A 13,498-nucleotide genomic window follows, 5' to 3' on the forward strand; every position below is an offset into this window, starting at 1 on the left:
CTTCAAGATTCCATCTTAATTTTATCCAAAATAATACCGGCTGCATCTGACTTTTCACTTGTTTCCTGAAAATTCCTCGCCAGTTTCTCCGCATTTTCAAGATATGTCCGATTCCCAAGTATATCATCTGCTGCATTCATTAGATATTTTGGCTTGTTACCTTTCAGCTTCACTCCCGCTCCAAGTTCAGCAACCCGATCTGCCACAACCCCTTCTTCGCTATGCTGTGGAAACAAAACCATCGGAACACCATAATAGAGGCTTTCATTCACACTATTCATGCCGCAATGTGTGATGAAAGCATCCGCATTCTGCAATACCGCAATTTGATCCACATAATTTTCTATTTTGAAATTAGCTGGTAAAGGGGCAAATGAAGCAGGATCCGTTTCTTTGCCAATCGACATAACAATATCAAAATAACTATCTTTAAATGCTTTGATGCAGTTATGGTAAAAATCCTGATTCTGATTGAGCACTGTCCCTAGTGAAATATAGATGACTTTTCTTTCCTTTTTATAATCAGCCAACTCAGTAGACTTGCTAATGGAAGGACCAACAAAGGAATATTTATCCGAGAATGTTTCTGCCATTGGCTGGAATTCCCTCGTCGTATATACAATCGTATCCGTCTCGTTATCATTTTGGATAATCGATACAAAACCGTCCACTTCATATCCATGGTCCTTCAGCTGCTGCATTTTTTTATTAATGCGCGGCATACCCACTAACATTCGCAGCATTTCTTTAATCCCGCGTTTCATCAATTTTGCTGTATGCTTATTAAATGCGAAAGTTGTTGTGGAGCAGATATACTGTACCCCTAATTTTTTTGCAAATAATTTACCCCAGAAACATAGGGAATCAGAAACAATACAATCCGGCTGAAATTCTTTTAATTCTGCACATACCTTTTCGTCCAAGGCGATGGTTGTATCTGCAATCATCTCAATCAATGCAGCAAAATCTTTTCCTGCCTTGCGATCTAGTTCCTCCTGTGAAATTGGCGGCAGGAACTTATCACAAGGGATAAACTTTGCCCCGGCGCTCTCGATTTTTTCCTGAAATTCCAAAAAGGAATAATACCATACCTCGTGCCCCCTGCTCACCAATTCAGTCACAACTGGAATTGTCGGATTTGTATGACCATGTGCAGGGATGGAGAAGAATACAATTTTACTCATACTGATCCCCTTCTTCCGGTTCTGCTCTGCGTATCATGTCAGCAAATTCCAAGAACTTATCACTTTTTAAAATTGCGATTCCGTTTGTACTATCTTCTCCAAGTACAATCAACCTGTCCCCTGCTTGAATTTCATACTTTTCACGTGCCTGCTTTGGAATTACAATCTGACCCCGTTCGCCTACTTTTACAACGCCAAAGAAATGTTTCCCTTTTGGTCCCATCCGCGTTGCCTCATTCTCACTCATTTCCTCGGATAATTGTTCCAATGTTACCTGAAAGATATCGGCTATTAGTTTACATTTATTAATATCAGGAATCACTTCATCATTTTCCCATTTTGCTACAGTCTGCCGTGACACGTCTACCTTTTCAGCCAGAGTTTCCTGGCTCATTTTATTCTTCTTGCGCAACACACGAATATTCATACCGATCATATTAACAACTCCTTATATAACTAAATATATATAAGGGAAAAGTGAAAGTCTATCAATTATCTGATGCATTTAATGTTAAAGATTGTGGCAAAGGTTCTTATAATAATCGGTATTCTGAAATATCGCTGTTTACCGCGGGACTCAGTTTCAGCCAAGTGCTGTTCTTTTTGAAAATGCGATTGCCTGTGTAAATGAAAAATTCCTGGTATATTATTTACCTGTAAACGGACTATTGATCGATACAATTTTGATAAGCTGCTCATTCAGCTCATCCATGGAGGTCTTAAAACCCTGCCGGTGCCATTCGATTAAAATTCCGAGTATGGCATTTGTCTGATAGCTTATGAGATAGTCTATGTTTATGTCAGGTTCTGCTTCCAGATATTTTACATCCAGAGATTCTTTCATAAATGAACGTACTGTATCGAAAAGCAAATAATAGTACATCATTGGCATTTTCTCATCAAAAATAATTTGATAAAAATCCTGATATTTTTTAACATGATGAAATATTTTAATCATGTCTGCTTCGATATTCTGAATGATGAAATTTGTCTTGTAATATGGCTCCTCATAGGATAGCCGCAAATCTTCCACGATGACTTCCAGGTAATGTTTAAAAACTCCATGAACATCTCTGTAATGCAGATAAAATGTTCCACGGTTAATTTTTGCGAGACGGCATAATTCTGCAATTGTAATAGATTCTAAAGGCTTTGATTTCAGTAAGGTTAATAAAGCTTGACGCAAACTTTCCTGTGTTTTGATAATCCGCAGATCCTGTTTCAATTTTTTCACTCCATTATTGAACACGTTAATAAAATTGTGTTTATTAATGAACACAAATCGTTTTTTCGTTGTTTGTGGTTATTACGTCTATCTATTATAATTTTTATTAGACAGATGTTCAATAACTTTAAAATAATGGGAGGCAAAGGAATTGAAATTAAAAGACAAAGTTGCTGTTGTTACTGGTGCTGCTTCTGGAATGGGGAAAGCGATTGCAAAATTGTATGCGGATGAAGGCGCAAAAGTAATTGTTGCTGACCTTAACTTGGAAGGTGCTGAAGCTGTAGTTAAAGAAATCACAGAAAACAATGGTTTGGCCAAGGCAGTTCAGGTAAATGTTGCAAAACAGGAAGACATTGATAACATGATTGACACAGCAGTAAATGAGTTTGGAACTTTGGATATTCTGGTAAATAATGCAGGTATTATGGATGGATTCGAACCTGTGGGCGAGGTCCTCGACGAACGCTGGGACTTGATTTTTGATGTAAATACAAAAGGCGTCATGAGAGCGATGCGCAAAGCACTGCCAATTTTTCTGGAAAAAGAAAGTGGAGTAATCGTCAATACAGCTTCAACAGGTGGATTGAATGGGGCTCATGCAGGTGCAGCATATGGTGCTTCAAAACATGCAGTCATCGGTATTACGAAAAATACTGGCTATATGTATGCACAGAAAGGCATTCGCTGTAATGCCATTGCTCCAGGTGGTGTAGCAACAAACATTGCATCCTCCATGAAAAATGTCAGTGAATTGGGAATGGAACGCACCAAAGCAGTTCAGGGAGTGATGCCTAGAGTCGGTGAGCCAGAGGAAATCGCACAGGTTGCATTGTTCCTGGCATCGGATGACGCAAGCTTTGTAAACGGAACAGTCTTCACTGCTGACGGTGGATGGACAGCTGCTTTCTAAAATAATATTGAGCACAAAAACCTCGTGGACGCTATTGCATCTGCGAGGTTTTTTAAATAGCATATTCAATTTCACAAGCAATAATATTAAACCTAACAGTTTAGAATGTTACTATTAAATTATATTGAAGATTAGATGCATACTAAATCTGAAAGGAGTTTTGAACATGTCCACATTTTATTCAAAAGAACATACGCATGATTTACCCAAAAAATTAAAAGAACAGGCACCGGAACAATTGAAAGGATTCAATGATTTTAATTTAGCCGTATTTAAGGATGGTGCATTAACAAAAAAGGAAAAAGAGATCATTGCAGTAGCTATTACACATGTCACCCAGTGTCCATACTGTATAGAAACTCATACGAAAAATGCTAAAAAGGCTGGTGCAACATTGGAAGAGTTAGCAGAAGCTGCGTTTGTTACTGCAGCAGTGGAAGCTGGTGGAGCGGTAACCCATAGCACACACGTTCATAATGCCAAAGATAAAGAATCATCTGATTCCCTCTATGAGCGATCGAATTTGAAAAATCTGGGACAACTGGGGAAATTCGCGTCAGAAGGGTTTAAAGGCTATCAGGCGTTTAATACCGCTGCAACAAAAGCGGGAAAACTGAGCACAAAATTCAAAGAAATCATTGCCGTGGCTGTAGGAACCGCTACGCAATGCCCTTATTGCATTGACGTTCATACGAAAAACGCTGAGCAAGAAGGAGCAACAAATGAAGAGATTGCAGAAGCTATTATGGTAACTGCTGCATTACGTGCAGGTGGAGCATATGCGCATATGAGAATTATGTTTGATAGCTATCAGGATTAAGTGAAGTTAATAAGAAGACAGGAATTGCCTCCTGTCTTCTTGTTATTTAATAGTTGGTGACAATTACTCTCCTAAAACTCTATCAGAAATCCTTCTAATTAACTTCAGCTTTTTCCACTGACCCGCCCCAGCAAATTTATTTCCCTCTTCGATCAATCTTGTATTTCACTACTCCATTTTTTCCAGTTCCTGCACCATCAGATCATAATTCATTGAACCCAATCTTAGAAATTGAATACGTCCATTGGAATCAATCATATAAGAGGTTGGATATGCCTGGACTTGATAGGTCTCCATAACATCAGAGTCAATATCCATCGGCACTGGAAATGTCATTTCAAAATCTTCCACAAATTCAGCAACCGTATCCTTTGATTCCGCCATATTAACTGCCAATATTTCAACATCCTTATTATCGTACAGTTTTTGCATGTCAGGGATTTCTGCCCTGCATGGGGGACACCAGGTAGCCCAGAAGTTAAGCATCACACGTTTACCTCTATAATCAGATAAACTCACAATTTCACCCTCAAATGTTTTCAATTCGAAATCGGGAGCTATATCCCCAATGCCAAGTCCAACTTCCTCATCTGAATCGGAAGCATCTTTATTTCCTTCCTCAGATGAATTTACAAAATCAAAAATGGCCCAGCCCAGCATACCTGTGATAATTATTATGAGAATTCCTTTTTTCATATATCCTCAGTCCCCTGCCTATCCAGTTTCATTTTAAAAATAATAATGGAAATATTTATGATAAAAAATACAATAAGAAACCATGGCTCCATGATATACCCAAATACCGTCACAAAAGGCTGAATTAATGTTAATACGAGCACTCCTGCAGACCATCCAATTAGCATTACCATTATTGTTAAGCTGGCTGCAAGACGCTCGCGTGTGAGAAAGAATAGAACAAGCAGTACAGCCAGTAAAATCAGGTATCCAAAGGCATATGTATTATCATTCCAGACTAGCTGGATAAATTCATATAAAAAGGATGCTATTAAAAATACATGAAGAAAAGACTCCATAAAAGCAGGTACCTTCATTTTTTTGCGGATGGATTTATAAGCAAGTATGATTGCGGTAAATAATACAGCTATATAAAATGAATCCGAATCACTCGGATAGGCCAAAATTGCCAATGGATCTTTTATGAAGATGGAAAAGTTCAATATGATTTTCCCAATCCAGATAAAGATAACAAAATTAACAAGCTTTGAAGTCAACTCGTCAATCTGCCTTTTCTTTTGTTTCTTTGATAAATCACTCAATATATAGAAGGAAATAAATCCGGCAGCTAAGCTTAAAACAATAATGCTGATTTCTATTAATTTGCCTGCAATAACCACAGCGTATTTCCTCCGTCTCAAGGTCTTTTTAAAAATAGTATACAAGTTCATTATGAAGAATTGAGAAAGATAATGCTAATATGGAGCACTTTTTCTTTTAAGGAACTACGGATTAGCATTTGGAGCTATTCTATGTGACGTTTCAATCGTGATTCCTGCTTGTTTTGATGTATAGAACTGTTTTATATGACATGTCAATCATATTTCCTGCTTGTTTTATGACGTGGCTCTGTTCTATGTAAGATTTCCATTAAATTTTCTGGGTCCATTGGGTTCATAGGGCAGCTTATATATGCTAAAAATATCACCTGCCTATTATAATAGAAAGAAAGACAGGTGAGAGTTTCCCTGCCTTGTCTTTTTGATAAGTATTAATATGTTATTTTGGATTTTGGACAATCGCATAAACATCTGGAGCAGTTTTATTAATTCGTACGGGTTTCCACTCCCGATTTACCCACATATGCATTGTCGTTCCTTTTGCAAGCAATTCTCCAAATGGTTCAGCTTTTTCTTTCCCTGTGCTGTGTTTGAAATCTTCCTCACTTATTTTTCTCGCCTCATAGGTAAACTCCAGTCGCACAGGAGAATAGTTGGCTGCTTTCGTAAAAATCGCGACACAATCGTCAAATTGGGCAGATTTTTTATAGTTAACATTCACATCAACTACCGGGAGAAGAAGACCTAACTCTTCCATCTTGTTATAAGCAATCCCGTAATGACGCATCCACTCCGTACGGCCAACCTCAAACCAAGTTATATAATTTCCATGATGCACGACGTCCATTCGATCCGTGTCCTTATACTGAACACGCATATTGTGCTGATGCCAGGCTTCTGTCATTTTTAATCCCCCTGTCATGAAATTTCACTCACTTTTCCTGGAAAGCTTTTCTTCCGCTATTTTCTGTAATCGGAATTTCTGCACTTTTCCTGTGCTCGTCATTGGCCACTCGGAAGAATCTACAAACCAAATATGACGTGGAATTTTAAAACGGGCAAGGCGGGAAGAACACCAGTCAATGATATCCCTTCGTGTACAAGTCTCTCCTGAGTTTAATTCGATAAAGCCAGCACCTATTTCAGTTGTTAAAGCATCTGGGACGCCAATAACATTTACCTGACTGACCGCCGGATGCTCAGAAATAACTATTTCTACCTCACGAGGAGATACCAATTCTCCCGATACCTTGTACATTTCTTTGCTTCTGCCAAGTACCTGGACATATCCGATTTCATCAATTCTTCCAACATCCCCTGTACGCAGCCAGCCATCTTTATCAATCGCCTTAGCAGTTTCTTCTTGCTTTTTGTAGTATCCATGGGTTACCGTTACACCTCTTACTGCAAGTTCACCGACAGAACCAGCTGGCAAGTCTTTTCCCGTATCCCGGTCAATCGTTTTATACTGAACGGCACTGCCATTAAATTCCGGCAGGCCACTGATTCCATTAAGTTTCGGACGGCCAACCCTTGAGGAAATGCGCTCCAGCGGATCACCAATTTCCGTTGTAACTCCAGATGATGCTACCTCTGTTTGTCCATAGCCAGTAATAATTTCCGTTAACCCAAGCACATCCACGGCCTTTTTCCATACAGGAATTGGGGCTGGTGCCGCTCCACACCACATGGCAAAAAGATTGGATAAATCAAATTCAGCAACACGCGGATGGTTCAATAATGGTACCAATGTTGAAGGAACACATAGATAATCATTTGCTTTATATTTCTCCATTAATTGCAGCGATTGAAGCGGAGACGCCCCAAGTGCTGATATGAACGAGCCGCCGATAAAGGACATCGCAAAAATGGCTTCAATAATCGCAAAGCAATGATAAAATGGCAGTGGTGCAAACGTAACTCGTCCATCCTCAATAGCTCTGCTCATACAAGTACCATATCCACTGCGCAGAAGCATATCATCTGTAAGCATCACACCCTTTGGACTTCCTGTAGAACCAGATGTGTACATAATTATCGCAACTTCATCTGGATAACGTGATTCGCGTAAGCGCTGTTCCAATTCTTCATAAGTAACGGAATTTGCTCCTTTCATAAAATCAGTCCATGTTAGAAAGCGATTATCGTTAGAAGTTCCCTCTTCGTTTTCGATACAGATAACCTGCTCTAATTGACTATTTTCTTGAAAATCAGTTTCATCCAGTAATTCCGATATCGCCACTCCATGATGTTTATCCTTTACCTTTTGCTGCAAAATCAAAAACTGTGTATCTGACTGGGAAATGATATACTCCAGTTCACCTTTCGCAAGCATGGCATTGATCGGAATAAATACTGCTCCAATCATGGACGAGGCAATCATCAATGATGGGTAAGCGGCATCATTATTCATTAAAATCGCGATATGATCTCTTCGTTTCACCCCAAGTTTTATTAATGCTTTTGCATATTGTACCGCCTGATCCCACACCTGCCCATAGGTAAATTTTTCATCGTTTATGTAAAGGTATGGTCTCTCTTTATATTGACTGCATGCCTTTGAAAAGTGTTTGGCAATCGTATCACGCGGCCATACTGGAAAACGATCTTCCAGCGCCTTTCTTCTTTCAAGCACACTTTGGCTTAGAGTAGTTTGATTTGTAGATGTAGTCATGTTTACTCCTCCTTGAATACTTAAAATCAGTCCTTTTTAAAGGCAATGACAGCATTATGACCGCCAAATCCAAATCCATTCGATAAAGCGATATTTATGCTACCTTCTACAGCTTTATTTGCTGCATAATCCAGGTCACATTCCGGATCTGGATTATCCAGGTTCATCGTTGGCGGAAAAATATTATCTGCCATGCTTTTTAGTGTAATAATGGCTTCCACAGCTCCTGCTGCGCCAAACATATGACCTGTCATCGATTTTGTCGAGCTGACTTTAAGACCGTATGCATGTTCACCGAAAACCTCTTTAATCGCTTTCGTCTCAGATATGTCACCAGCTGGAGTGCTTGTCCCATGTGCATTGATATAATCTACGTTTTCTGGTTCAATTTCTCCTCGCTCGATTGCCAGTTTCATTGCTTTTGCAGCTCCCTGGTAATCTGGAGCAGTAATATGATATGCATCCGTTGTGCTTCCATAACCGATAATTTCCCCGAGTATCGTGGCACCACGCTTTTTCGCATGTTCATATTCCTCCAAAAATAGCACTCCGGCACCTTCTGACATGACAAACCCGTCCCGGCCAGAGTCAAATGGTCGGGAGGCTGCTTCAGGTGAATCATTCCTCGTTGACATTGCACGCATTTTTGAAAAACCGGCAAAGAAAAGTGGAGTAATAGTAGCCTCTGTTCCACCAGCTAAAATTGTGTCTGCGTAACCATGGGCAATATTTAAATAAGCTTCGCCAATAGCGTGATTACTTGTGGCACAAGCGGATACAGGAGCAAAACTTGGTCCGCGGAACCCCGTTTTAATTGCTACCAATCCAGATGCCATATTATTAATCATCGTGGGAATTAAGAATGGCGACACCCGCTTCGGTCCTTTTTCCAGCATCGTTTCATGATTATTTAATAGAGTTTGCAGTCCCCCGGTACCAGAACCAATATAAACACCAGCACGATCCTTATCCACCGTTTCCAAATCTATTTTTGACTGCTCCAATGCCTGAATTGCAGCAGCATAACCATATTGAGTAAATAAGTCATACTTTTTTATTTCCTTTGATTCCAGGTATTTTTCTCCGGGGAAATTATCTATATAACCAGCAATTTTTGTGCTGATATCCTCATATTCTTCTGATTTCAGCAGCTTAATGCCGGACTTTCCCAGATTTATGTTATCCCACAGGGTTTCCACATCATTGCCGAGTGGCGAAACAACACCTGCACCCGTTACAACAACTCTGCGTTTCAAGCTTATTCCCCCTTTTTAAATTTTGCGATTTTTATAGATAAATTCGTCCTTCTTTCTACATCCTGTATTTTATCATAACGGGGATAATTTTTTGTCTATTTGGATTTTGTGGTTGGGTGCAGTAAAAAATTATGCTGGGTTATCTTTTCCAATAATAATACGGCAGAAGTTAAAACATTGATGGTTTTCGCAACTGAAAATATTAGGATTTATTATTCAAACAAACTAAATAGTTGCAAGGCAGCCTTGAAAAGAGTAAGTTCAAGAAAAGAATTGTTTTTCTATCATAGGAGGAGAAAATGATGATTGAATATAAAGAACTCCATGCAAACGAAGAGTGGGAACAAGCTTGGGAGGGAAGTACTGAAAAACCAGTCCTTTTATTCAAACACAGTACAACATGCCCAATCAGTGCTAAGGCTTACGGTCAATATCAAACCTTTTTGGAATCAGCTGATCAGGAGATTGATAGTTATTTGGTGAAAGTAATCGAGGACAGGCCGGTATCTAATCAAATTGCAGAAATAACGGAAGTGAAGCATGAATCCCCGCAAATTTTTCTAATCCGGGATAAAGAAGTGCTCTGGCATACATCGCATTCGAAGATAACGGTTGAAAGTATTGGTGAAGCTGTTCGTGGTGCAGCGGAATAATAGAATTACATTTTAAAAAGCTCAGATAATGCTGGTTCACAGCACTGTCTGAGCTTTTATAAATTAACCCAAAATCTTATCCGCAATCTCAATCCGCTGCATTTCCACGGTACCTGTATAAATCTGTGTTATTTTCGCATCACGCATCATTCGTTCGACAGGATAGTCACGTGTGTAACCGTAGCCGCCGAATAATTGAACGGCATCGGTCGTCAATTTCATGGCCATTTCGGACACAAATGCTTTACACATAGCTGATTCTGTACTGAAATCCATTCCCTTTGTTTGCAGCATTGCTGCCTGATACACTAACAGCCGGGATGCTTCGATTTGCATTGCCATATCGGCGAGTTTAAACCGGATTGTTTGAAAATCACTTAGATGTTTGCCGAATTGTTCCCGTGATTTAACATATTCTAATCCTAGCTGATAGGCTCCTTCCGCAATTCCAAGGGCCTGTGCACTCATTGCCAGGCGGCCGCCATATAGCGTTTGCCTGGCAATTTTGTAACCCTGTCCTTCAGAACCAAGTAAATTTTCGGCAGGAATCCGGCAATCCTCAAAATGCAGTGATGCCACCGCATGCCCGCGGATGCCCATTTTTCTTTCCGGCTTTCCAATTGTGAAACCTTTTGTTCCTTTTTCAACAATAAATGCACTCAAGCCTTCCTTCTCTGAATCAGGATCTGACAGTGCAAAAACAATGTAAATGCCTGCTGGTCCAGCATTGCTTGTAAATACCTTATCCCCATTCAGCACATACTCTTCCCCGTCTTTTACAGCTCTGGTTGCTAACCGCTGGTAATTAGAACCGTGGCCAGGTTCTGTTAAACTGAATGAACCCAGTTTCCTACCTGTTGCGAGTTCACGCAAATAGGTCTGTTTTTGTTCTTCCGTTCCGAATTTATATATAGGAAAACTTGCTAGCGCAGTATGGATGGCAAGATCAGACCCAGTAGCACCGCAGACTTTCGAAAGTTCTTCAATCGCATTAATAAAAGCAACATAATCCATCCCGGTGCCGCCATACTCTTCAGGCCAGGGAATTCCCGTCAAGCCATTTCCAGCCATTTTCTGGAATGCACCCCAATCGAAGTATTCTTCCTCATCACGCTTGCCCGCAAGTGGTGCGATTTCTTTTTGTGCAAACTTTTGCAGCATATATTGAACTTGTAATTGATCTTCATCAAATAACAACGTATCCATCTTGAATTCCTCCCATTATATTTTTGGTTTAAAACAATGAGATATAGGATGCAACAGCAAAAAGTGAATACCCATTCATTTATAACTAAAAAAATAGTCTCCTAACATCGGTATGGAGCTGAAATAGTAAACTACTTTTAATTAAATTTTAACACGGGGATACCTAAAAAGGACGCAGTAATCTTAGAAATTTTCAAACGTTTTGTGAACGTTTTCTATCCTCAAAACACTGTACTGAAAACTTTTTCTTTCACATATACATATTCTGTTGGCTTAATGTTTTATTATACGAGGGAGGGATTTACATTGAAAAAGGAACATAACCATACAAAACCAAACTTTCTCTTCATTATCGTTGACGAAGAGCGTTTTCCAATGGGGTATGAAAATGAAGAATTAAGTGAGTGGCGAAAAAAACATTTAAAAACACATAACCTATTGCAGGAAAACAGTATGAACTTTTTAAATCATTATGTCGGGAGTACAGCTTGTACACCCAGCAGAGCCACTCTATTTACAGGGCAATATCCATCACTCCATGGTGTGTCCCAAACACCAGGTGCTGCCAAGGATACATATGATCCTGACGTGTTCTGGCTGGACCCAAATACGGTTCCGACGCTTGGGGATTATTTCAGAGCTGCTGGTTATCGCACTTATTGGAAAGGCAAATGGCATATATCCAGCGAGGATATTTTAATTCCGGGTACACATGACGCACTGCCAAGCTATGACGTAGATACTGGTGAACCAAACAGCAAAAATGAACGAATTTATGAAGAAGCAAACCGCCTTGATGGCTATGGTTTTTCAGGATGGATTGGCCCAGAACCACATGGCTCTGATCCAAGGAATTCAGGTTCTTCTGCAGCAACGGGGGTAAATGGCAGGGATACAGTGTATGCAGATGAGGTAGTTAGTTTATTAGAAGATTTAGAGGAAGAACATTCAAATGAAAATGACCCATGGCTCATCGTATCTTCTTTCGTTAACCCTCATGATATAACTATATTTGGCCTGTTCACCCGTCTTCTGCCAGATTATAATTTTGACATTGATTCATCCATTCCTGATATTCCGCCGGCTCCTACAGCATCAGAATCTTTACGAACCAAACCGACTGCCCAGGCGTCCTATCGCGATACGTATCAAAAATCCCTGCAGCCAACCGTTGACAGTAATTTTATGAGACAGCTTTATTTTTCCCTGCAAAAAGAAGTTGATAATGAAATGTTCAAAGTTTATCAGGCGCTGCAAAAGTCTATTTTTTCCGATAACACCATTGTCGTGTTCACATCAGATCATGGGGATTTATTGGGAGCACATGGCAGATTGTTCCAAAAATGGCATAATGCCTATGAGGAGTCCATCCATGTTCCATTCATCATCCATAGTCCAAAGTTATTTTCTGGCAAAAAAGAAACATCCATGCTCACGAGCCATGTAGACGTCATTCCAACATTGTTAGGTCTTGCTGATATATCTGTCGGAGATGTTCAGAAAAAACTGAGTAAGGATCATTCGGAAGTACACCCGCTTGTTGGGCGGGACCTGACACCACTTCTATATGAAAATGAGGAATTTCATCGTGCGGATGAAGCTTTGTATTTTATGACAGATGATGAATTTTCAAGAGGAATGCATCAAGAGACGCTTTTAGGAGAGCCGTATGAGTCTGTATCACAGCCAAATCATATGGAGACCGTGATTACTAAATTAAAGACTGGAGAAAATCATAGTGAAGAAATATGGAAGCTTTCCCGATATTTCGATAACCCGCAGTTTTGGAGTGACCCTGGTGTAGAGGACCAAGTTTTGACAGCAAAAAGTTCAATTCCTATCTCAGATAATAGTGAAGCTGTAATTAATGTAAAAACCACGAAAACAGAGCCTGTTCCAGAGGAGTACGAATTATATAATCTAACAAAAGACCCGTATGAAGAAAAAAACTTAGCCCATTCTCAGCATGAGACTAAGGAAACAAAGTTTATTAAAAAGACGCTGATTAACATGCTTGAAAAGCAATCAGGGAAAAAACGGTTAGTGCCTAAAAATAAGAATAATAATTAAATAAACGTCCCAGCCGTCGCAGGAATTAAAGTTGCGCGACATGGGCTCAAACTTGTGCGACAGACCCTTAAAGTCGCGCAATAACCGGGATCTGCCAGTGTACCGCACGACTTTTCTTGCATATCGCGCGACTTTCTAGATGTATCGCACGACTTTACTTGAGTATCGCGCGATTATTCACTAAACCGGCACGTCACTAAGC

The 13,498-nt window shown here is 39.8% G+C and carries 13 protein-coding genes; 4 read left to right on the forward strand and 9 right to left on the reverse strand.

The window, feature by feature from the left end; all coding sequences use genetic code 11:
- Nucleotides 1–2: 2 nt before the first annotated feature.
- From CIL03_RS15850 to CIL03_RS15860, 3 genes are all read right to left on the reverse strand, one after another.
- On the reverse strand, nucleotides 3–1,184 hold the full coding sequence (locus CIL03_RS15850; RefSeq protein ID WP_094886865.1) for a macrolide family glycosyltransferase: 1,182 nt from the start codon (nucleotides 1,182–1,184) through the stop codon (nucleotides 3–5).
- Nucleotides 1,177–1,620 (reverse strand): helix-turn-helix domain-containing protein, encoded by a 444-nt coding sequence (locus CIL03_RS15855; RefSeq protein WP_094886866.1) that lies wholly within the window; start codon nucleotides 1,618–1,620, stop codon nucleotides 1,177–1,179. The genes CIL03_RS15850 and CIL03_RS15855 overlap by 8 nt, the downstream gene beginning before the upstream one ends.
- 210 nt (nucleotides 1,621–1,830) lie before the next feature.
- A complete protein-coding gene (locus CIL03_RS15860; protein ID WP_094886867.1) occupies nucleotides 1,831–2,409 on the reverse strand; it encodes a TetR/AcrR family transcriptional regulator in 579 nt (192 codons plus the stop codon).
- Nucleotides 2,410–2,560: 151 nt separating this feature from the next.
- Between CIL03_RS15860 and CIL03_RS15865 the strand changes: the two genes are divergently transcribed.
- A complete protein-coding gene (locus CIL03_RS15865; RefSeq protein WP_094886868.1) occupies nucleotides 2,561–3,322 on the forward strand; it encodes an SDR family oxidoreductase in 762 nt (253 codons plus the stop codon).
- Between the two features lie 166 nt (nucleotides 3,323–3,488).
- Nucleotides 3,489–4,142, forward strand: a complete 654-nt coding sequence (locus CIL03_RS15870; RefSeq protein ID WP_094886869.1) for a carboxymuconolactone decarboxylase family protein — start codon at nucleotides 3,489–3,491, stop codon at nucleotides 4,140–4,142.
- A gap of 168 nt (nucleotides 4,143–4,310) precedes the next feature.
- Here CIL03_RS15870 and CIL03_RS15875 read toward each other — a convergent pair whose 3' ends face one another.
- The 5 genes from CIL03_RS15875 to fabF all read right to left on the reverse strand — a co-directional run bounded on the left by CIL03_RS15875 (nucleotide 4,311) and on the right by fabF (nucleotide 9,367).
- A complete protein-coding gene (locus tag CIL03_RS15875) occupies nucleotides 4,311–4,838 on the reverse strand; it encodes a peroxiredoxin family protein (protein ID WP_094886870.1) in 528 nt (175 codons plus the stop codon).
- Nucleotides 4,835–5,497 (reverse strand): hypothetical protein, encoded by a 663-nt coding sequence (locus CIL03_RS15880; protein WP_094886871.1) that lies wholly within the window; start codon nucleotides 5,495–5,497, stop codon nucleotides 4,835–4,837. Before CIL03_RS15880 ends, CIL03_RS15875 begins: the two co-directional genes overlap by 4 nt.
- A gap of 379 nt (nucleotides 5,498–5,876) precedes the next feature.
- Nucleotides 5,877–6,341, reverse strand: coding sequence for an acyl-CoA thioesterase (locus CIL03_RS15885; RefSeq protein ID WP_094886872.1), 465 nt, complete (start codon nucleotides 6,339–6,341; stop codon nucleotides 5,877–5,879).
- Nucleotides 6,342–6,365: 24 nt separating this feature from the next.
- A complete protein-coding gene (locus CIL03_RS15890) occupies nucleotides 6,366–8,111 on the reverse strand; it encodes a class I adenylate-forming enzyme family protein (protein WP_094886873.1) in 1,746 nt (581 codons plus the stop codon).
- 26 nt (nucleotides 8,112–8,137) lie between these two features.
- Nucleotides 8,138–9,367 carry a beta-ketoacyl-ACP synthase II gene (fabF, locus tag CIL03_RS15895; protein ID WP_094886874.1) on the reverse strand — a complete coding sequence of 410 codons (1,230 nt, stop codon included), beginning with the start codon at nucleotides 9,365–9,367 and terminating at the stop codon, nucleotides 8,138–8,140.
- A gap of 302 nt (nucleotides 9,368–9,669) precedes the next feature.
- On the opposite strand from fabF, the gene ytxJ reads away from it, so the two are divergent.
- Nucleotides 9,670–10,020: a bacillithiol system redox-active protein YtxJ gene (gene ytxJ / locus CIL03_RS15900; protein ID WP_094886875.1), complete on the forward strand. Its 351-nt coding sequence runs from the start codon at nucleotides 9,670–9,672 to the stop codon at nucleotides 10,018–10,020.
- Nucleotides 10,021–10,083: 63 nt separating this feature from the next.
- Here the strand turns inward: ytxJ and CIL03_RS15905 are convergent, their stop codons facing one another.
- The gene (locus tag CIL03_RS15905) at nucleotides 10,084–11,226 is read right to left on the reverse strand and encodes an acyl-CoA dehydrogenase family protein (protein ID WP_094886876.1); all 1,143 of its coding nucleotides are present in this window, start codon (nucleotides 11,224–11,226) and stop codon (nucleotides 10,084–10,086) included.
- A gap of 306 nt (nucleotides 11,227–11,532) precedes the next feature.
- Between CIL03_RS15905 and CIL03_RS15910 the strand changes: the two genes are divergently transcribed.
- Nucleotides 11,533–13,296: a sulfatase family protein gene (locus CIL03_RS15910; protein ID WP_276282960.1), complete on the forward strand. Its 1,764-nt coding sequence runs from the start codon at nucleotides 11,533–11,535 to the stop codon at nucleotides 13,294–13,296.
- Nucleotides 13,297–13,498: the final 202 nt, after the last annotated feature.

Source organism: Virgibacillus indicus, from assembly GCF_002266285.1.
Lineage (GTDB): Bacteria > Bacillota > Bacilli > Bacillales > Amphibacillaceae > Virgibacillus_K > Virgibacillus_K indicus.